The 18,938-nt window shown below is 42.9% G+C and carries 20 protein-coding genes; 15 read left to right on the top strand and 5 right to left on the bottom strand.

Annotated elements, in window-relative coordinates:
* Positions 1-129 precede the first annotated feature (129 nt).
* The 7 genes from RBB12_RS06575 (at position 130) to RBB12_RS06545 (ending at position 5,509) form a co-directional block, all read left to right on the top strand.
* Entirely contained in the window at positions 130-468 is a 339-nt protein-coding gene (locus RBB12_RS06575) for a type II toxin-antitoxin system RelE/ParE family toxin (protein WP_306013180.1), read from the top strand.
* A 1-nt stretch (position 469) separates the two neighbouring features.
* Positions 470-760: a helix-turn-helix domain-containing protein gene (locus tag RBB12_RS06570; RefSeq protein ID WP_306013181.1), complete on the top strand. Its 291-nt coding sequence runs from the start codon at positions 470-472 to the stop codon at positions 758-760.
* Between the two features lie 231 nt (positions 761-991).
* Positions 992-1,483, top strand: a complete 492-nt coding sequence (locus RBB12_RS06565) for a VOC family protein (RefSeq protein WP_306013182.1) — start codon at positions 992-994, stop codon at positions 1,481-1,483.
* A gap of 199 nt (positions 1,484-1,682) precedes the next feature.
* Positions 1,683-2,381, top strand: a complete 699-nt coding sequence (locus tag RBB12_RS06560) for a hypothetical protein (protein ID WP_306013183.1) — start codon at positions 1,683-1,685, stop codon at positions 2,379-2,381.
* Positions 2,378-3,457 carry a sensor histidine kinase gene (locus tag RBB12_RS06555; RefSeq protein WP_306013184.1) on the top strand — a complete coding sequence of 360 codons (1,080 nt, stop codon included), beginning with the start codon at positions 2,378-2,380 and terminating at the stop codon, positions 3,455-3,457. Before RBB12_RS06560 ends, RBB12_RS06555 begins: the two co-directional genes overlap by 4 nt.
* A 194-nt stretch (positions 3,458-3,651) precedes the next feature.
* Complete coding sequence (locus tag RBB12_RS06550) at positions 3,652-4,731, top strand: family 16 glycoside hydrolase (protein ID WP_306013185.1); 1,080 nt, start codon at positions 3,652-3,654, stop codon at positions 4,729-4,731.
* A gap of 67 nt (positions 4,732-4,798) precedes the next feature.
* Entirely contained in the window at positions 4,799-5,509 is a 711-nt protein-coding gene (locus tag RBB12_RS06545) for a hypothetical protein (RefSeq protein ID WP_306013186.1), read from the top strand.
* 81 nt (positions 5,510-5,590) lie between these two features.
* On the opposite strand, the gene RBB12_RS06540 is transcribed toward RBB12_RS06545, so the two are convergent.
* Entirely contained in the window at positions 5,591-6,772 is a 1,182-nt protein-coding gene (locus RBB12_RS06540; protein WP_306013187.1) for a GlmU family protein, read from the bottom strand.
* An 80-nt stretch (positions 6,773-6,852) separates the two neighbouring features.
* Complete coding sequence (locus RBB12_RS06535) at positions 6,853-7,122, bottom strand: type B 50S ribosomal protein L31 (RefSeq protein WP_166522010.1); 270 nt, start codon at positions 7,120-7,122, stop codon at positions 6,853-6,855.
* 158 nt (positions 7,123-7,280) lie between these two features.
* Between RBB12_RS06535 and RBB12_RS06530 the strand changes: the two genes are divergently transcribed.
* From RBB12_RS06530 to RBB12_RS06500, 7 genes are all read left to right on the top strand, one after another.
* A complete protein-coding gene (locus tag RBB12_RS06530) occupies positions 7,281-7,811 on the top strand; it encodes a DUF4199 domain-containing protein (protein ID WP_306013188.1) in 531 nt (176 codons plus the stop codon).
* 43 nt (positions 7,812-7,854) lie between these two features.
* Positions 7,855-8,802: a glycosyltransferase family 2 protein gene (locus tag RBB12_RS06525; RefSeq protein WP_306013189.1), complete on the top strand. Its 948-nt coding sequence runs from the start codon at positions 7,855-7,857 to the stop codon at positions 8,800-8,802.
* 58 nt (positions 8,803-8,860) lie between these two features.
* Entirely contained in the window at positions 8,861-10,567 is a 1,707-nt protein-coding gene (locus tag RBB12_RS06520) for a phospho-sugar mutase (RefSeq protein ID WP_306013190.1), read from the top strand.
* 4 nt (positions 10,568-10,571) lie between these two features.
* Entirely contained in the window at positions 10,572-12,398 is a 1,827-nt protein-coding gene (locus RBB12_RS06515) for an ABC transporter ATP-binding protein (protein ID WP_306013191.1), read from the top strand.
* Between the two features lie 353 nt (positions 12,399-12,751).
* The gene (locus RBB12_RS06510) at positions 12,752-13,294 is read left to right on the top strand and encodes an RNA polymerase sigma factor (RefSeq protein WP_306013192.1); all 543 of its coding nucleotides are present in this window, start codon (positions 12,752-12,754) and stop codon (positions 13,292-13,294) included.
* Positions 13,295-13,327: 33 nt separating this feature from the next.
* Positions 13,328-13,855 (top strand): hypothetical protein, encoded by a 528-nt coding sequence (locus tag RBB12_RS06505; RefSeq protein ID WP_306013193.1) that lies wholly within the window; start codon positions 13,328-13,330, stop codon positions 13,853-13,855.
* On the top strand, positions 13,852-14,295 hold the full coding sequence (locus RBB12_RS06500) for a hypothetical protein (RefSeq protein WP_306013194.1): 444 nt from the start codon (positions 13,852-13,854) through the stop codon (positions 14,293-14,295). Before RBB12_RS06505 ends, RBB12_RS06500 begins: the two co-directional genes overlap by 4 nt.
* A gap of 11 nt (positions 14,296-14,306) precedes the next feature.
* On the opposite strand, the gene RBB12_RS06495 is transcribed toward RBB12_RS06500, so the two are convergent.
* On the bottom strand, positions 14,307-15,341 hold the full coding sequence (locus tag RBB12_RS06495; RefSeq protein ID WP_306013195.1) for an oxidoreductase: 1,035 nt from the start codon (positions 15,339-15,341) through the stop codon (positions 14,307-14,309).
* Positions 15,342-15,400: 59 nt separating this feature from the next.
* On the opposite strand from RBB12_RS06495, the gene RBB12_RS06490 reads away from it, so the two are divergent.
* Complete coding sequence (locus tag RBB12_RS06490; RefSeq protein ID WP_306013466.1) at positions 15,401-16,615, top strand: RsmB/NOP family class I SAM-dependent RNA methyltransferase; 1,215 nt, start codon at positions 15,401-15,403, stop codon at positions 16,613-16,615.
* A 379-nt stretch (positions 16,616-16,994) separates the two neighbouring features.
* On the opposite strand, the gene RBB12_RS06485 is transcribed toward RBB12_RS06490, so the two are convergent.
* Entirely contained in the window at positions 16,995-18,587 is a 1,593-nt protein-coding gene (locus tag RBB12_RS06485) for an amidohydrolase (protein WP_306013196.1), read from the bottom strand.
* A gap of 74 nt (positions 18,588-18,661) precedes the next feature.
* Entirely contained in the window at positions 18,662-18,820 is a 159-nt protein-coding gene (locus RBB12_RS06480) for a hypothetical protein (protein WP_306013197.1), read from the bottom strand.
* Between the last annotated feature and the right edge of the window lie 118 nt (positions 18,821-18,938).

Genomic DNA, 18,938 nt, shown 5'->3' with positions numbered 1-18,938 from the left:
GTAATTCATCATCCATTGATGTGATCCATAAAACCTAGCACAAATTAAATGTGGGCAACGGCAAAAAAATCATGGTCACTTCTCAAAATCCCATTTGTTACTTGTAAACTAATTAGTTAACTTTGTGCTGTGGTAAGAAGAATTATAGCTTACAAAAACTACTTCTTGGACTTTTACAAATCGCAGGAACCCAAGGTACAGGAAAAGATAGAATTTGTTCTTGACTTGGTTCGATTTGAAAAACAAGTCCCAAAAAAGTTTTTCAAATCACTGGAAAACAGTGATGGTATATATGAAGTTCGGGTTATCACCGCGTTCAGGAGCATTCGGATTTTTTGCTTTTTCGATGATGGAAACGTAGTCGTGCTAACCAATTGTCTTGTGAAGAAAACCCAAAAGACGCCGAGAAAGGACATCAAACTTGCCGAACGATTGAAAAAAGAATATATAAAAAATAAGATAGGCTAATATGGAAAACGTAACTGATTTTGAAGACATACTTATTCAAAAATACGGAAAAAAGGGAACTGAAAAGCGCGACAAATATGATGCGGAAGCTCTTGCTTTCCGACTGGGGGCAATGCTCAAGGAAGCACGAAAAGAAGCTAACATGACTCAAGAAGAGCTTGCGGAAAGGACTGGGACAAAAAAAAGTTACATATCACGGATTGAGCGCGGTTTGAGCGATATCCAAGTTTCAACCTATTACAAATTGATAGAACTTGGACTAGGAAAAAATCTGAACATCTCAATTCAATAAACAAGTACCGCACCCACCCTTTTATGGACAAACCCTAGGAAAACGAATAACAACTAAAGAGGCGGTCTGAAAAGCTTTTATCTGTCAGTTCGAGCGCAGTCGAGAACTAAGGACACATTGATAATCAGTGGGTTTCGTCTGCCTGTCTGCCGCAGGCAGGCGCTCAACCTGACAAAGTTCAAAAATGATCGCCTCTTATACAGCCTCTTTTTATCATCTAAATCGAATTTTATGGAACCCTACCAACTGCCCAAAAACACCCGAATAGGTCATGTGCACCTAAAGGTGGCGGACCTGCAACGCGCCTTGGACTTTTACCATAAGCTTTTAGGTTTTGAGATCATTACCACCATGGGCGACCAAGCTGCCTTTATTTCGGCCGGAGGCTACCACCATCATATTGGCCTAAACACTTGGCAGAGCAAAAACGGGCCACCACCACCGCCCAACAGCACAGGACTGTTCCATACTGCCATCCTTTACCCTACCCGTAAGGACTTGGCGCAGATCTTACAACGTTTACGGGAGGCCGACTACCCTTTGACCGGAGCGGCGGACCATGGTGTCTCCGAAGCACTGTACTTGGACGACCCCGACGGCAATGGTGTGGAACTCTATTGGGACCGACCCCGAGCGGACTGGCCACAAGAACCCGATGGAAGCATTCAAATGTACACCAGACGCCTCGACCTCCAGGACCTGTTGGCGGAGTTGAATGGCTAGAACAAATACATTCCCCTTTCCCATAAAACGCACCCAACCCACTTGAAGACAATGGGTTGTGTTGATAAGACTGTTAATTACTTCATCGGATAGAAAACGGAATTTGTAGGGGTTTTCTGTTAACTTACACCCTTCAATGTTCATTTTATAATGTGAATTATTACATCAATTAGAATGATGATTGTAATTTTTACTTTTAATGAAAACTTTTATTTTTTTTAGGATGTTATCAAAATTATTTGGAAAGAAAAAACCAACTCCATCACCACTTAAAGAGCTTACCCCTGAAGAATTTGAAGAAGCTAAATTAAAAGCAAGAGTAGCATTTATCGATGATGAAGAAATACCGCACGTAGAAAGATTACGGCAGGATGGTTACAACATAGTTCATTATTCAGACATTGATAATATTGATGATTTCACCCGAAGAAAACATCATGTCGTAATATTAGACATTCAAGGCGTTGGACAAGAAATCTCTCCCAATTCAGAAGGTTGGGGTATACTAAAATACTTAAAAAACAATTGTCCAAATATCGTAGTAATTATGTTTACTGGAGCTGAATGGTCAATTACAAAATATAAAGATGAAGCTAGTGTCGCCGATGATTTTATTGGTAAAGATCTTGAATTTCTCGATTTTAAATCAAAATTAGACGAAGGAATTAAAAAAGCGTTTTCTCCGAAATATCATTTCGAAATTGAAAAACAAAAGATTCTTTCGGAACTAACCAATGCCAATACGATTGAACAGATAAAAATTATAGTTGATACATATGGAGCTAACAAGAAAACCACCTTATCAGAGCTTAAAAAATTGAACGACAATCCAAAAATTATTGATAGCATAGAGAATTTACTATCTATTGTTAACTCAATCAAAAGTCTTATTTCATGACGAAGTTTGGATATCCATATGTTTCAAATTATCGCAAAGAAATAAGGTTTAGAGACGGTAGGTTTTGCGATTTACCTAGAGAATATAAAAAGGAGGTAAATAAGAAAATATTAGAAAGCTTTTATTCAAAATTACTTGCCAAGAGTTCTGTTAGCAATATCGAAACAGGCGTCGACCCTTTAGGTTTTACATATATTAATCTAGATTTTATATGTTACGTTGGTCTTGTAACTCCAACAAAGCAAAAAGCGAAATATCGAAATCTAGGAAAGAAGCACCCTCAAAACAAATTCGAACTCGACTACTTGAAAAAGCAAATACAGTTTGAATATGACCTTGTGAATTTCAAAGAGTACATTCCTATTGACATAGTAACTCAGAACTTACATGAAATCAGGGGGCTTAATTCTAAAATAGCTGCCAATGTCGATACTATTATGAAAATTGATAGTGAAGCTGAATGGGATGATAAATTTGAAAAACAATCAGAAAACATCAAAAAAATCTATGTTGGAAGTAGGTTAATAAAATTCATTTTAGACAATGTCAAATTCTATATCCCTGATTTTTTTGATAACCTAAAATTAAATGATGAAAGAGCATTCATGCCTCATCGGTCAGTTAGCAAAATTGTCAAAATTTATCGAAATGATTTTAAGAAAGATCGAGCTGACATAGAATTCACTGGTAGTTGTTTAAGTAAGATAAATGGAGATAAAGAATATTTCGAAATACTTATCAAAATACTAGTTGAAAATGCATTAAAGTATTCTGAATTTCCAAAAAAAATAGGACCAAAAGTCATCATTTCTGAAAACAAAGAGCAAATCTTAATCCAGGTTCACTCCTATGGCCGAGCAATACCAAAAACTGAACAGCCATATCTATTTTCGAAAGGTTTTCGTTCTAGTTCTAATAGGCAGTCCAAAGAAGGCACTGGAATGGGGCTCTACAACGCTAAACAATTGGCTAAGCATTTCAATTCAAAAATTGAATTTTCAGATAAAGAGGTATCAAAAGATAAAAATATTGATCTCGCATGGAATATTTTTACCTTGACAATCCAAAAAAAATGATGATAAGAATAAATTATTTACTTCAAAATTTTACGTTAGTATGCTTTCCGAGTTTATTTCATAAAATTTATAATTCTTAATGCCCTGCTAAGCCTAGTAAATCTTAAGTAAACTTTAGAATATTATTACCAAGTTATTTTTTCGTCAGGAATCCCAAACCCCTCCGACCAAATAGCATATCAAAGAACGAACAGATGACATTTTTACGCAACACCGTTTGGGTGATAATACTGGTAGCCACCCACTTGCTCCACGGCCAAACCACACAAAACATTCCCCTGCAACCCAGCGCATGGACCGCCGAACCGGGCAGTGAGCTTACTTTCGAAACCTTTGATGGTCGCCCTACCCTGCTGCTCAACGGTAAGGCCTTTGCCAATGACTTTGACTTCTCCAACGGCGTGCTGGAACTGGAGGTGTATGCCAACCAAAAACGCAGCTTTGCCGGCTTTCTGTTCCGCAAACAAGGGCAAAACTTTGAGGAAATCTATATGCGCATGCACAAATCCCGCCAAGTGGATGCCGTGCAGTACACGCCTACCTACCATGGAGAGAGCAATTGGCAGCTTTACCCCGAACATCAGGCACAGGTGGCCTTTCTTACCGAAGGGTGGAACCAGTTGCGCATTGAGATACAGGACCTTGCTGCCACTGTTTTTGTGAACGGTGAGCAAGTGCTGCAAGTGGAACATCTTAAATCGGGGAACCTCTCCGGCACCATTGGTATTTGGGCCTTGTTCGGAAACCGGTTTGCCAATATCAGGGTTACCCCCACAGGCGAGGCCGTCGCCAAGGAGCCTTACCCTATCCGCACCCCTCCCGTAGGAATGATCACTGAATGGGAACTCACCGAGGCCAAACTATACAAGGAAGGGAACATCGACCCCGCCAGTTTTGCGCAAATGCCTACCCAAAGGGTACGAACGGAAACTTCGGGCCTATTGCCCATCTCCAAATATGTCCCCAAACCCAGTTCGGGAAATTTTGAGGGCAATCCAGAGGTGTATACCGTGGCATCGACCACCATAAGCACCAACCAAGCACTCACCCAATGGTTTTCGTTCGATTATAGCGATAAGATCATCCTATATTTAAATGGAGCACCCATTTTTTACGGAAACAACGCCTTTCGGTCCAAAAACAACCAATTTCAGGGGCATTTGGGCCTCGGAGCGAACAAAATCCCATTGCATCTTGAAAAAGGCAGCAATACGCTACACTGCGTCGTCATCGACAAGGCCAACGGTTGGGGATTGATCGGGAAGTTGGAATAAGATTCGTGAGGTTCAGAAGATTTGGCTACATTTAAGACCATCGATATGGGACGCATAATCAATCTTTATGAAACCGCTTTTTCTATTGCTTACGCTGTTCATTTCACATTTGGCTTTTTCTCAGAAAACGTATGAGTTTGACCATCATTTGGAATATGAGGTGACCTATTTTAAAGATTCGCTTCGCAAAAATTCCCGTATTTTCAGGGAAACGGATACCACCTACACCAAAATATACCTGACCCATTCACAACGAAACAATTACAGGGCAATCTTGACCGAATTGGACAGCCTCACTTTTATGATGGATTTTAGGGATCATGAAGGGGTAGCGTTTCGTTTTAAAATCTCAAAGTCGGTTTTTTATGAAAATCAACTTTTTAAAGTACCCTGTGAATTGGTGAGGCAATACCAAAATCCGTTTCAATATCAGGTCAAAAATTATGATTTTGTCACTTTGACCGATACGATTGTAGGCAACAAATCCTACTATCGCTACAAACTAACCTCTATTAGACCAAAAAAGATAAAACGGCTCAAACTGGCAACGCAGTTTTACATAGTCGATAAGGGAACTGTTGAACATATGCCCTTATTGGATTTCCCTACAGCTTACGAGGAATGGAAGACAGCACCTGACCTTCCCAACGGACTGCTATTTGAAACGTACATCACTGATTTTTATGGAGATTTGGATTCAAGGGAACGGCTGAGTGCCTCTCAAACCATAAACAAACAAATTGTGATCAATGCACCCTGCGATTATAGCAAGAACTGAATGAAAATCTGGGTTCACCATTGAAATGGATGGTGTAGTGTTGCCAATATCTGGATTTCCTTCGGAATCAAAATTTTTCTTTTAGGAAAAATTCCGCCACTGCTGCGTCAACTCGAAGACATGTTGTAAAATTTGGGCCTCGGTTTCGTTAAATTCCATATTTCGGCGCTTCATCATGGCTTCGGCCACCTCAAAGGCCTTGTTCGTCCTAAAGGTGGTATAGCCTGCCGTAGCACCGCCCCAACTGAAGCTGGGAATAAAGTTTCTAGGGAAGCCACTGCCAAAAATATTGGCGCTCACCCCAACTACAGTTCCTGTGTTGAACATCACATTGATGCCACATTTGCTGTGGTCGCCCATCATCAGTCCGCAAAACTGTAGGCCTGTTTTGGCAAAACCACCTGTTTTATAGTTCCAAAGTCGTACAGGGGCATAATTGTTTTTGAGGTTGGATGTATTGGTGTCCGCCCCAATATTGCACCACTCCCCTAAAACGGAATTGCCCAAAAAGCCATCGTGTCCCTTGTTGGAGTTGGCAAAAAGGACCGCATTGTTCACTTCTCCCCCCAATTTGCAGCCCGGTCCTGCGGTGACGGCTCCATAAATCTTGGCGCCCATTTTTAAAATGGCTCCCTCGCACAGTGCCAGTCCTCCGCGAACAGTGCAGCCCTCCATCATCAAGGCGTTTTTACCAATGTAAATGGGCCCTGTGGAGGCATTCAGAATACAAAAATCCACCGTAGCGCCTTCTTCGATAAAAATATTTTCTGGACACTTGACCTGGTTGGTGTCGGGTATCGGTTGACTTTTCCTGCCTTGGGTCACCAAATCAAAATCCGCTTGAAGTGCTTCGGCATTCTTGGAAAAAATATCCCAGGTATTTTTAATGGTCAGTACCTCCCCCTCAAAAGGAATGGCCGTATAAGTCGATTCTTCAAAACCCGTTTCCAAGTTCTCGGTCACGTAGGCGATATAGCCCTCGCCCCCTATCAAAGCTTCGCCTATGTTCAGGTTACCAATGGCCTCCACCAATTTTGCGCTTGGTAAATAGCTCCCGTTGATCACCATATTTTCGTTTGCGGGGGTCAAAGGAAACTTTTGGGAAAGGTATTCCTCCGTTTGAAAGCTTACCGAAGCGTTCAGCCATTTTTCCCACTTCTCGTGAATGGTGAGGATACCCACCCTAATGCCTGCGACGGGACGTGTAAACGTAAACGGGAAAAGGTCTTCGCGGTGGTAACCGTCGGATAGGATATAGTTCATGGTTCAGCTTTATATATCAAAAATAAAAAACGCCCCCGAAAGTATCGAGGGCGTTCCTATATTTCGATGAAAGGTGCGACCTACTCGGCCTCCTTCTCTTCTTTCTTGAATTTCTTGTACTTGTTCTTGAACTTATCAATCCTACCAGCGGTATCCACCAATTTGGTCTTACCAGTGTAGTAAGGATGTGATGTTCTTGAAATTTCCAATTTTACCAAAGGGTATTCAACACCATCAACAGTGATGGTCTCTTTCGCTTCAGCAGTGGACTTTGTAATGAACACATCGTCGTTGGACATGTCCTTAAAAGCAACCAATCTATAGTTTTCTGGGTGTATACCTTTTCTCATCGTCTTAAATGCTTAATCTCAGAATTTTCAGGGTGCAAATTTAATGATTTCTTTGACACCTCCAACTTAAAATGACTAAAAAAATAAAAGTAAATTTATATGTAACAAATGTAAGCATTCGATAACTAACCTCTGTAAGCAACACTAATTTTTAAACAATGGAAGAACAACAAGCTAAAACTGGAAAATTTGCACTAAAATATGGAGTTATTTTAGGTGTCATAGGTATTGTATTCAATTTGATGCTCTATTCTCAGGACATGCATTATCAAATCGATTTAAAAAGAATAATATTTACGTTAATCCTCGGGATATTGTTCGTAGTTGTCGGTTCTATTTTTGCAATCAAAGAGTTTAAAAAGAAAAATAACGGTTATGCATCATTAGCCGAAGGACTCAAGATAGGAGTAGGTTTGGCATTGATTTCTGGAATTATTGGAATTATATTCAGTTTTGTACTCACCAAAGTGATTGATCCGCAAATGGAGCAAAAAGCCTTGGAGTACTCAACCAATGTATTGTTGGAGGCTGGAATGCCCCCGGAGCAAGTACAAAAGCAAATTGAAAGTCAAAAAGATCCAAATCCTTTTTTGCAAATTGCCGGGGGATTAATATTTAATTTATTTATTGGTTTTGTAGGCTCGTTAATACCTGCATTAGCTTTAAAAAAATCCCCTCCATCATACTAAAGACAAAAAATGCTACTTTTGAAGGGAATTCCAGAATCGAACAATGCAGATTTCCATTGTAATTCCCTTACTTAACGAGCAAGAATCGCTAAAAGAACTACATGATTGGATTGTGCAAGTGATGCAATCCAATCATTTTTCTTATGAAATCATTTTTATTGATGATGGCAGCAGCGACGGGTCGTGGAAGACCATTTCCGAACTCTCCCAAAGCAATGAAAACGTTAAGGGCATCCAATTTTTAAAGAATTACGGCAAGTCGCAGGCCCTCCATGCCGGTTTCAAGGCCGCCGAAGGCGATGTGGTGATTACCATGGATGCTGATCTGCAGGATAATCCCGAAGAAATCCCCGGACTCTATGCCATGATCACGCAAGACGGGCACCACGTGGTCTCGGGATGGAAAAAGAAACGGTATGATTCCGTTATCACCAAAAACATCCCCTCCAAACTCTTCAACTGGGCCGCCCGGAAAACATCCGGTGTCAAACTTCACGATTTTAACTGTGGACTGAAGGCGTTTAACCACAAAGTGGTCAAAACTATTGAGGTTTCCGGCGAAATGCATCGCTATATTCCTGTTTTGGCCAAAAATGCCGGGTTTTCCGATATCACGGAAAAAGTAGTGCAACACCAGGCCCGAAAATATGGGTCCACTAAATTTGGAGCAGAACGCTTCATCAATGGCTTTTTGGATTTGATTACCATTTGGTTCGTTTCCAAGTTTGGCCGTAGGCCGATGCACCTCTTTGGAGCTTGGGGCGTATTGATGTTCGTGGTAGGCTTTGGATTTGCACTCTACCTGGGTATCGACAAGCTGTTTTTGAACCCCACTGGTCGTTTGATCACGCAACGCCCGCAATTTTATATCGCTTTGACGGCCATGATCATTGGTACGCAACTGTTTTTGGCCGGTTTCTTGGGCGAGATCATGGTTCGTTCCCGAAAAAACGATACGCGATACAATATCTCGGATAAAATTAACCTTTAAGGTGTTTCCAAACCCTCTAAACTTTGTATTTTAGAAATCTAAACAACGATAAACAACTATGGATTCCATTACAGCAACAGCGCAATCTTGGTTAACCGACTTTTTTGACGAAGACACGAAAAAGGAAATCAAACACCTTATGGATAACGATCCCGAAGAACTGAAGGAACGTTTTTATAAGGATTTGGAGTTTGGTACGGGCGGCATGCGCGGTGTAATGGGCGTTGGCACCAATAGGATAAACAAGTACACGCTAGGAAAAAATACGCAGGGATTGAGCAATTATCTCAAAAAATCGTACACCGATGATGATTTAAAAGTGGTGATTGCCTACGACTGCCGCCACAATTCGCAATCCTTGGCCAAAACCGTGGCCGATGTATTTTCTGCCAATGGCATCCGAGTGCATCTATTTTCCGATCTGCGGACCACTCCGGAACTATCCTTTGCCGTAAAATACTTGGGTTGTCATGCTGGAATTGTACTTACGGCCTCCCATAATCCTCCAGAATACAACGGATACAAAGTATATTGGGCCGATGGTGGACAGATTGTACCGCCTCAGGATGGGGAAATCATTGCAGAAATCAATGCCCTTTCGTTTGAGGACATCAAATTTGATAAGAATGAAAAGTTAATCCACCACATTGATGAAGAAGTGGATGAAGCCTTTTTTGAAGCATCGGTAAAGAACGGAAGCTTTGGAGCCAAAGGTAAAGATGACTTCAAAATCGTGTTTACCTCGTTACATGGCACCTCCATCACTGCCATTCCAGAGGTATTGAAGCGTGCAGGATACAAAAACGTGACCATTATCGAGGAACAGGCAAAGCCCGATGGTGATTTTCCAACCGTGGAATCGCCCAACCCAGAAGAGCCGGAAGCCCTTTCCATGGCCATTGCCAAAGCCGAGGAAATCGGGGCTGACATGGTTGTGGGCACCGACCCGGACAGTGACCGTTTGGGCATCGCCGTGCGCAACCTCGAAGGGAAAATGGAACTGCTGAACGGGAACCAGACCATGGTGCTCATGACCAAGTTTCTGTTGGACCAATACAAGGCCAAAGGATTCAAGGGCAATGAGTTCATCGCTACTACCATTGTGTCCACACCCATGATGCAGCAAATGGCAAAAGCCTACGGAGTGGAGTTCAAAACATCGCTGACCGGATTTAAATGGATCGGTAAAATGATCAAGGACTTCCCCAACTCCCAATTTATTGGCGGAGGCGAAGAAAGTTTTGGGTACATGGTGGGCGACTTTGTCCGCGATAAGGATGCCGTTACCTCTACCCTACTAGCCTGTGAAATCGCTGCCAATGCCAAAGCCAATGGTAGCTCTTTTTATCAGGATTTGATAGATGCCTACGTGGAATTTGGGTTCTACAAGGAGAAACTGATTTCCCTCACCAAAAAAGGAATGAGTGGTGCGGAAGAAATCAAACAAATGCTGAAGGATTTCAAGGAAAACCCTGTGGACAGCGTGCAAGGTTCCAAACTGCTGTACATTGAGGATTATAACACCTCCATCGTCAAAAATGTGCAGACAGGAGAAGAGTACACCCTGCACTTGCCCAAATCCAACGTGCTCATTTACGAAACGGAGGATGGCACCCGAATTGCGGCCCGACCCAGCGGAACCGAACCCAAAGTGAAGTTTTACATCAGCACAAATGCAAAATTGGAGAAGGCGGCAGATTATAAATCCGTAAATTCGCAGTTGGAAACCAAAATAGATGGTATCCTCTCAGAGCTGAATTTATAAGTGAATGAACTACTTTAAAAAGATTCTTCGGTTTGCGGCACCATACCGCCGATACGGAGCCCTGAATATTTTTTTCAATATTCTTTACGCGCTTTTCAGTGCCCTCTCCTTTGCGGCCTTGATTCCCATGTTGGACGTGCTGTTCAAACCAGAGCAGAAAGTGTTTACCAAACCCGTTTATCAGGGTTTTTCTTCGCTCAAGGATTATTTGCAGGACTATATCAACTATCGGGTTACCGCCTATTCTGGTGATGATGAGATGAAAGGATTGGTGTTGGTCATTGGATTGGTACTTGCTTTGTTTTTGTTGAAAAATCTTTTCAATTATTTGGCGATGTACTTCATTACCTTTCTTCGGAATGGGGTACTCAAGGATATCCGAAACAAAATGTACCAGAAAATTGTGGACCTGCCCATTTCCTTCTTTTCGGAAAAACGCAAAGGGGACGTCATTGCACGAATCACTTCTGACGTTTTGGAGATACAACATTCCTTTTTGTCCATTTTAGAGTTGATCGTGCGTGAACCGCTCACCATATTCTTCACGATTTTGGTGATGTTCGGCATCAGCACAAAACTGACCATTTTTGTTTTTGTTTTTATCCCCGTAGCGGGAATGATCATATCCCGAATCGGGAAATCCTTAAAGAAAAAATCGGACCGTGTACAGAAGGAACAGGGTGAGTTCCTATCCATTGTGGAGGAGACCTTGGGCGGACTTCGCGTTATCAAAGCCTTTAATTCAGAATCCCGGTTTTATCAGACCTTTAAACATTCGACTACCCGCTTTTTTCATTTTTCCAACTCGTTGTTGAATAGGCAAAACCTTGCCTCACCCACCGGAGAATTTCTAGGTATTTTGGTCATTGGCGTGTTGCTGTGGTTTGGTGGTAAAATGGTATTGGTGGATAAAACTTTGGATGCCTCTTCATTTATTGCCTACATGGGCCTGGCCTATAATATTTTAACCCCGGCTAAGGCCATCAGTAAAGCTTCCTACGGGGTCAAAAAAGGAAATGCTGCTGCAGAACGTGTTCTGGAAATCCTTGAGTCCGATAATCCCATCAAAGATTTGGAAGGAGCCGAAGAAAAATCATCCTTTACTTCTGGAATTGAATTGAAAGGCGTAAAGTTCAAATACGAGGAAGACTATGTCCTCAAAAACTTCAACCTAAAGGTGGATAAAGGCAAAACCGTTGCACTGGTGGGGCAATCCGGAAGTGGAAAAAGCACCGTGGCCAATTTGGTGACCCGTTTTTACGACGTGAACCAAGGTGACATTTTGATTGATGGAACCAACATCAAAAACATCACCAAAAAGTCGTTACGTGGACTTATGGGCTTGGTGACCCAGGATTCCATTCTATTCAACGATTCTGTCAAGAACAACATCGCTCTGGGCAAGGAAAATGCCACCATGGACGAAATTATGGAAGCCGCAAAAGTGGCCAATGCACACGATTTCATTATGGATTTGCCCAATGGTTATGACACCAATATTGGCGACAGCGGAAACAAATTGAGCGGCGGGCAAAAACAGCGCTTGTCCATTGCAAGGGCGGTACTCAAAAATCCACCCATTATGATTTTGGACGAAGCTACTTCGGCCTTGGATACCGAAAGTGAGCGTTTGGTGCAGGATGCCCTGGAAAAAATGATGCAAAACCGAACCTCGATTGTTATTGCGCATCGACTGTCCACCATACAAAATGCGGATACCATTGTGGTGATGAGCAAAGGCGAAATTGTGGAACAAGGCACCCACGAAGAGCTCATGAAATCCGCGAAAAGCTATAAAAAATTGGTGGAGATGCAATCATTTCCTTCCTAAATAACTTGATAATTAGGTTTTTGGATTTCTGACTCTTAACGTCCTTTCGCTCAGAATGCCCCCTGTTAGATTTAATACCGAGAGGTGTTTATTCGCAATAATCCATGAAATTAAGGTCAAAAAGGGAGTTCTTATATTCCTAAATACCCGGAACCCTTTATTCTGTCTCCCAAACAAAAAATTTCTCGACTGCGCTCGAAATGACAATTGCCCCACCTTTGAATCCTTTACCCTTTATCCCTTAACCATTGCAGATTGTTAATTGCTTATTGTTTATTGCTCATTGAAAATTGTTCATTGAAGAATTAAACCTTTTCCTTGTACCTTAGTCTAAGCATCAAAACATAAGAATATTGATCGCTGAGGAAACTTTGGTCCAAGAGCTCCAGCAGGAAGCCAGCCGTGCAAAAGCCTTTGAGGTGTTGGTAAACACTTACAAAGAACGTTTGTATTGGCATATCCGAAGGATTGTACTCAATCATGACGATACGGACGATGTGCTCCAGAACACTTTTATCAAGGTCTACCGGAACATCGACCAATTTAAGGGAGACAGCAAGCTCTATTCGTGGATGTACCGCATTGCGACCAACGAATCCTTGACATTTTTGAAGCAACGGTCGAAGAAAATTGGAATCAGCGACCAAGAATTGAAGGACAGAATGGTGGAAAACCTGCAGGCAGATGTGTATTTTGAAGGTGATGAGATACAGCTGAAACTGCAAAAAGCGCTTTCTACCCTACCTGATAAGCAAAAATTGGTGTTTACCATGAAGTATTTTCAGGAAATGAAGTATACAGATATTTCGGAAGCCTTGGAGACCTCTGTGGGCGCATTGAAGACCTCCTACCATTTGGCGGTTAAAAAAATAGAAACGTATCTTAAGGAAAATTAAACCTTTGGCACATTCAGCAGTCAAAACAACGATATGAAAAAGGACAAAAAAAATAATTTTCAAACTCCCGAGGGCTACTTCGAAAGCTTCAACGACCGTTTGATGGATAGAATCCACGACCAAGAGGTGAAAGAAGCGGAAAGCCGTATTCCCAAAACCGATGGTTTTGTGATTCCCAATGGCTATTTGGATGGGCTTACCCCAACTATTTTGTCCAAGTCCGTTGAGAAGGAGCCAAAGGTGATTTCGTTCAAGCCTAACCGTAAATTTTATTACGGAGCCGCAGCCGTTGCTGCCTTAATGGTGCTGTTGTTTGGCATCAACTGGAATCCAAATACCGAGCCCATCAGTTTTGATGATCTGGCCAATGCAGAAATAGAGGCCTATTTTGAACAGACCGACCTAGAAATGAGTTCCTATGAAATAGCCGAAGTGGTTTCCGTAACGGATATTCAACTCAACGATGTGTTGACCGATGATTTGGAAGATGACATCCTTATGGATTATTTGGATGAAAATGTGGAAGATATTGAAGAATTAAACTTAGAAGCGACCCCATGATGACAAAACGAACACTCATAAGCTGCACCCTATTGCTTTTCTCTTTTCTAATGCATGCACAAGGGCCTGTGCGAGACCGCATCAAAACCCTAAAAGTGGCCTTTATTACGGAACGGGTGGGGTTGACCAGCGAAGAAGCCCAACAATTTTGGCCCATTTACAACGAACACGAGGATAACCTGGAAGAAATCCGACGCAAAGAACGTGCGGAATTAGAGGTCAATATCGCACGGGCACAGGACCTTTCCAACACTGATTCTGAACGATTGTTGGACAGATTGCTCGAACTACAATTTGAAAAACAAAAGGTAGACCAAGAGTTTTTATCCAAACTAAGAACCGTGATTCCCGCCAAAAAGGTTCTCCTATTGGTCAAGGCCGAAGAAGACTTTAAGCGGCAAATGATTCAAGAATTCCGAAAACGGCGTGGTGGCGGATAAAAATGTGTTTGCTATTTTTTAAAATCCAATCGCGCAATTCGTTTGCTGCCTGCGGCATAAGCAGTGGAATCGTTAAGAAAGCGTAGCGTGAAAAAGGATTCTTCGCTTAGTTCCCGCCACGTTTCACCCCCATTAAATGAATATGAAATTCCCGTAAACCCAATGGCCACAAGGCCCTTACCTTCGGAATTGGGCACAAACTGCACACAACTTTTGTAGCCCGGTTCTTCACCATCAGCTATCAACTGCCATGTTTGCCCACCATCTGTGGTTTTTATTTTGTTGGCAACATTGGATTCAGGTTGGGTGTAATCGCCTCCAATGGCAAATCCAACTTCTTCATCAAAAAAGTCCATGGAATAGATCCCTTGGGTCGGTTCAGCAGAAACAATGGGAGTTTGTTGGATGGACCAAGTTGCACCTTTATCACCGGAGAAATACACGCGGCCGGCTGTGGTGCCTATCCAAACCTTATCCCCTTTCGTCACAATATTGCTGTTGCTGGCTGCGAAGGCCCCTTCACCCTCAATACCCTCCGGTAGCTCAGAGCAGCTTAATTTACCCCATGTTTTGCCTCTATCCCTAGTGATGATGATGGAAAGACAACCATCTACCGTATCCCCCACGGCAATGCCTTCCAAATCGTTCCAAAAAGCCATGCTATCATAAAATACACCCTCGCCCGCTTCGGTGTACACCAATTCCATTTTGCCCTGTTCCCCTGTTTTGTACAACAACGCCGGACTTTCCACAGAAAGCATAAAAAAGTCTTCAGTGGTGCCTCCCACAGCCCTAAAACTTGGGGTGATGGAATCGTAATACTGCGTATTGGTTCGCACTTTGTTGGAATTTACATCCACCGTGCCGTATATTCCATTGCTACCAGCAAATGCCAAGGTTCTTCCATCCAGAAACGTAATGGCCCGGATACTCACCGAATCCTCAAAAACAGGAGTTACCGTTACCGATTGAAACGGTTGCTCCTTGCGTTCTTCTGCGCAAGAAATAATAAGTAAGGCAACAAAAAGGGAAAGAATGGCTCTCATGGTATTTATTTTCCTTAAAAGTACGCAGAAATCATACCTTTGCAACCTTATTTAAGATGATGCGTTTACACAGAAACTTGGTATTTGCCGTAATTGATGCCCTCCATATGATTTTTAATGAGGGGGAATATGCCGATAAGGTGATTGAAAAAGTATTGCGCTATGATAAACGCTGGGGCTCCCGCGACCGTGGCTTTATCGCAGAGACCACCTATGAAATTGTTCGATGGAAACGCCTGTACTCTGAAATTGCCGAAGTGCACGAGCCGTATAGCAGAGAGCATTTGTTCCGTTTGTTCGGGGTTTGGTGTGTGCTTCGCGGGATTCGCATCCCGGATTGGAAACAATTGGAAGGCACACCGGAGCGTCGCATAAAAGGTCGGTTTGATGAATTGTCCAAAATCCGAAAGTTCAGGGAATCCGTCCCGGATTGGATGGATGAATTGGGAGAAAAATCACTGGGCAGTGAGTTATGGACCAAAGAAATTGCAGCTCAAAATCAGCAAGCCGATGTCATTCTCCGCACCAATACCCTAAAAGTTCCCAAACCACAGTTGAAGAGCTTCTTGGCCAAGGAGGATATTGCCACTGAATTTATTGAAGGTTATCCCGATGCCCTAAAACTCGTTGAGCGCCAAAATGTTTTCGTTACCCAAGCCTTCAAGGATGGATTGTTTGAAGTTCAGGATGCTTCTTCCCAACTGGTCGCCCCCTTTTTGGAAGTGGAACCGGGCCAGCGGGTGGTAGATGCCTGCGCCGGAGCAGGCGGAAAAACCCTTCACTTGGCAGCCCAAATGCAGAACAAAGGGCAATTGATCGCTTTGGATATTTATGAAAGTAAATTGAAAAAACTGAAGAAAAGAGCACGTCGCAATGGGGTACACAATATGGAAACCCGGGTCATCGATTCCAATAAGGTCATCAAAAAATTGCATAACAGCGCAGACCGATTACTACTGGATGCGCCCTGTTCTGGATTGGGAGTCATTAAAAGGAACCCTGACTCCAAATGGAAATTGGAACCCGAATTTGTGGAACGCATTATGGGCGTGCAGCAGGACATCCTCCAGAATTACAGCAAAATGGTCAAAAAAGGCGGACAGATGGTCTACGCCACCTGTTCCATTCTTCCACAAGAAAATTCCGAACAAGTCAAAACCTTTTTGGAATCCGAAAATGGAAAGGATTTCGAGTTCATCAAAGAACGAAATATCTACGCTTCAGAAACCGGTTTTGATGGGTTTTACATGGCTTTGTTGAAGAAAAAGGCATGATGAACGGCTGACTAACATGGATTACGCATCTAGTGCGGATTGTCAGGTTAGCACTGTTTGTCACTTCGAGTGGTTTTGACGAAGTCAAAATTGTATCGAGAAGTGATTTAAACTTTGCTCGGAAATGGATTGCTGAAAAAAGTTCTCGATAGGTTCCCTCCGTAAACACTCGAACACACCAAACGGGAGCGTGAGAAATCTACAAGAACCAATTAGAAAATAAGATTTCTCAATCGCAACCATGTTGCTCATGTCAAAACCAGTTCCGCACCACGCTTTACATCTAACTCGTCAGTTCGAACCTGCCTTTGTCGTCAGACAGGCGCAGTCGAGAACGCTTTTAAAATCTCGACTGCGCTCGATATGACAAATGATTTACTTATTGTTTCACCGTAGGGTATTCCACGCCCAACTGCTCCAAATAGGTATCGTACTTGGTTTCGTCATAGTAGAATTCCTCCAAAGCGGGCCTAAACATATCCTGCTTATCCTTGTTCAAATAGGTGGGCGGCATATCATCCGCAGCAATCATGGGCTCGTATTTGGTTTCCTTGGTCTGTTCATTATTGAAATAGTCCCAAGCTTGGGTGAGCAATTCCGGTTTCAACAGAAAATCCATCACGGTCATGGCCTCCGCTTTGGCACCGGCAGTTACCCCTTTGTGTGCAATGGGGGTCGCCATGGCAATGGCATTGGCCCAATGGTGACCCGGCAGTCCAGGAATGTTGGACGGAAAACGCATGGTAACCGTAGGCACTTTCCAAGATATATCCCCGATATCGTCCGAACCTCCACTCACGGGTTCCAAGACAGGCAGTCCAATTTCTGATAATTCAGTGGGCAAGCCCTCGATTTTTTTGGACTTCATTTCCGTTTGAACGGCCTTGGCCAGTTTTTGGTCAGCTTCGGACCAATTGGGCAGCCCCACTTGTTTGATATTTTCATACATGGTCTCGGCGATTACCTTATTAAAATGTCTTGGCCAAGCGGTTCCCAACACGCGGGAGGTCATGGTTGTGCCGGTCATTAGAGCTGCACCTTTGGCGATATCGTTGGCTTCGGCATACATTTCCATAATGCCTTCGTAGGTGACGTCCCTAAAATAGAACCAAATAGCTGCTTTGGAAGGTACCACATTGGGCTGGTCGCCCGCATCCGTAAAAATGGAATGGGAACGCTTCAATGGGTGCAGATGCTCCCTTTTGTAGTTCCATCCAATATTCATCAACTCCGCTGCATCAAGGGCGCTACGACCTCGCCATGGAGCTCCGGCCGAATGTGCTGCTTCGCCTTCAAACAAATATTCCACAGAAATTAGGCCCGTACCACGGGTAGGTCCCCATGAAACGCTCAAATTGCTGCTCACGTGGGTAAAAATGCACATATCGATATCATCAAAAAGACCATCACGCACATACCAAGCCTTGGCTGCGACCAATTCCTCGGCGATACCGGGCCAAACCACCAAGGTTCCCCCGATACCTTCCCGCTCCATCACTTGCTTAACCGCTAAAGCGGAGGTGATGTTCAACGGAATACCTGCATTATGGCCCTCACCATGCCCCGGGGCGCCTTCCACAATGGGTTTATGATAGGCCACACCTGGATACTGTGAGGCCTTTGGGATACAGTCTACATCACTTCCCAGAGCAATCACGGGGCCTTCGCCGTTGCTCCACGTAGCAAACCATGCCGTGGGAATATTGGAAATGGAATGTTCAATGGTAAAACCATTTTCTTCCAAAATGCCCGTAAGGTATTTGGAGCTTTCCTCTTCTTGGAAACCAAGCTCCGCAAAACTGAAAATTTTGTCCACCATGACCTGTGTTTGCTTGTGATTCGCTTCCACAAGGGCTTCCACTTCGGCCTTTAACTTTTTAATCTGACTTTTAGAGTATTTTTTTTGTGCTGTGGCAGTCATTATGCCTGCGAAAAGAAGTATCCCGCACAATAGGAGGTTGGTCGTTTTCATAAGGTTGGTTTTGAGTTAGCTATAATGCTTCTAAGATAGTGAAACAACTTTAATCTTTCCTTCCTCATGGACTATCAGAATACATTCCGAAGGATATTTTTGATCAAATGTTTGAAAAAAACCACCCAGTTGGGGTCATCATCCAGAAGCATCAAAAGAATACCTCCCAAAATCAATAGCAAAATGCCTACTATGAACCTGTCCGAAAACTTCGTTTTTTTGATGGATTTCATGTCAATTTCGTTGAACCAAAATCAAACGTATGAAAATCAATGGGTTTTTGGGACGATGAATTGACGGATGCCCCTTTTGATCTGACGGATGCGCTATCAACAGCGGTTCGTTAACAAA

This window comes from Allomuricauda sp. MMSF_3307 (assembly GCF_030733585.1).
Classification (GTDB): domain Bacteria; phylum Bacteroidota; class Bacteroidia; order Flavobacteriales; family Flavobacteriaceae; genus Flagellimonas.
This window is presented reverse-complemented; position numbering and strand designations above follow the sequence as displayed.

What these genes read in the sequence shown, in the direction of transcription:
- RBB12_RS06570 (WP_306013181.1), top strand. Translation starts at nt 470, where the DNA reads ATGGAAAACGTAACTGATTTTGAAGACATACTTATTCAAAAATACGGA.
- RBB12_RS06565 (WP_306013182.1), top strand. Translation starts at nt 992, where the DNA reads ATGGAACCCTACCAACTGCCCAAAAACACCCGAATAGGTCATGTGCAC.
- RBB12_RS06560 (WP_306013183.1), top strand. Translation starts at nt 1,683, where the DNA reads ATGAAAACTTTTATTTTTTTTAGGATGTTATCAAAATTATTTGGAAAG.
- RBB12_RS06555 (WP_306013184.1), top strand. Translation starts at nt 2,378, where the DNA reads ATGACGAAGTTTGGATATCCATATGTTTCAAATTATCGCAAAGAAATA.
- RBB12_RS06550 (WP_306013185.1), top strand. Translation starts at nt 3,652, where the DNA reads ATGACATTTTTACGCAACACCGTTTGGGTGATAATACTGGTAGCCACC.
- RBB12_RS06545 (WP_306013186.1), top strand. Translation starts at nt 4,799, where the DNA reads ATGAAACCGCTTTTTCTATTGCTTACGCTGTTCATTTCACATTTGGCT.
- RBB12_RS06540 (WP_306013187.1), bottom strand. Translation starts at nt 6,772, where the DNA reads ATGAACTATATCCTATCCGACGGTTACCACCGCGAAGACCTTTTCCCG.
- RBB12_RS06535 (WP_166522010.1), bottom strand. Translation starts at nt 7,122, where the DNA reads ATGAGAAAAGGTATACACCCAGAAAACTATAGATTGGTTGCTTTTAAG.
- RBB12_RS06530 (WP_306013188.1), top strand. Translation starts at nt 7,281, where the DNA reads ATGGAAGAACAACAAGCTAAAACTGGAAAATTTGCACTAAAATATGGA.
- RBB12_RS06525 (WP_306013189.1), top strand. Translation starts at nt 7,855, where the DNA reads ATGCAGATTTCCATTGTAATTCCCTTACTTAACGAGCAAGAATCGCTA.
- RBB12_RS06520 (WP_306013190.1), top strand. Translation starts at nt 8,861, where the DNA reads ATGGATTCCATTACAGCAACAGCGCAATCTTGGTTAACCGACTTTTTT.
- RBB12_RS06515 (WP_306013191.1), top strand. Translation starts at nt 10,572, where the DNA reads ATGAACTACTTTAAAAAGATTCTTCGGTTTGCGGCACCATACCGCCGA.
- RBB12_RS06505 (WP_306013193.1), top strand. Translation starts at nt 13,328, where the DNA reads ATGAAAAAGGACAAAAAAAATAATTTTCAAACTCCCGAGGGCTACTTC.
- RBB12_RS06500 (WP_306013194.1), top strand. Translation starts at nt 13,852, where the DNA reads ATGATGACAAAACGAACACTCATAAGCTGCACCCTATTGCTTTTCTCT.
- RBB12_RS06495 (WP_306013195.1), bottom strand. Translation starts at nt 15,341, where the DNA reads ATGAGAGCCATTCTTTCCCTTTTTGTTGCCTTACTTATTATTTCTTGC.
- RBB12_RS06490 (WP_306013466.1), top strand. Translation starts at nt 15,401, where the DNA reads ATGCGTTTACACAGAAACTTGGTATTTGCCGTAATTGATGCCCTCCAT.
- RBB12_RS06485 (WP_306013196.1), bottom strand. Translation starts at nt 18,587, where the DNA reads ATGAAAACGACCAACCTCCTATTGTGCGGGATACTTCTTTTCGCAGGC.
- RBB12_RS06480 (WP_306013197.1), bottom strand. Translation starts at nt 18,820, where the DNA reads ATGAAATCCATCAAAAAAACGAAGTTTTCGGACAGGTTCATAGTAGGC.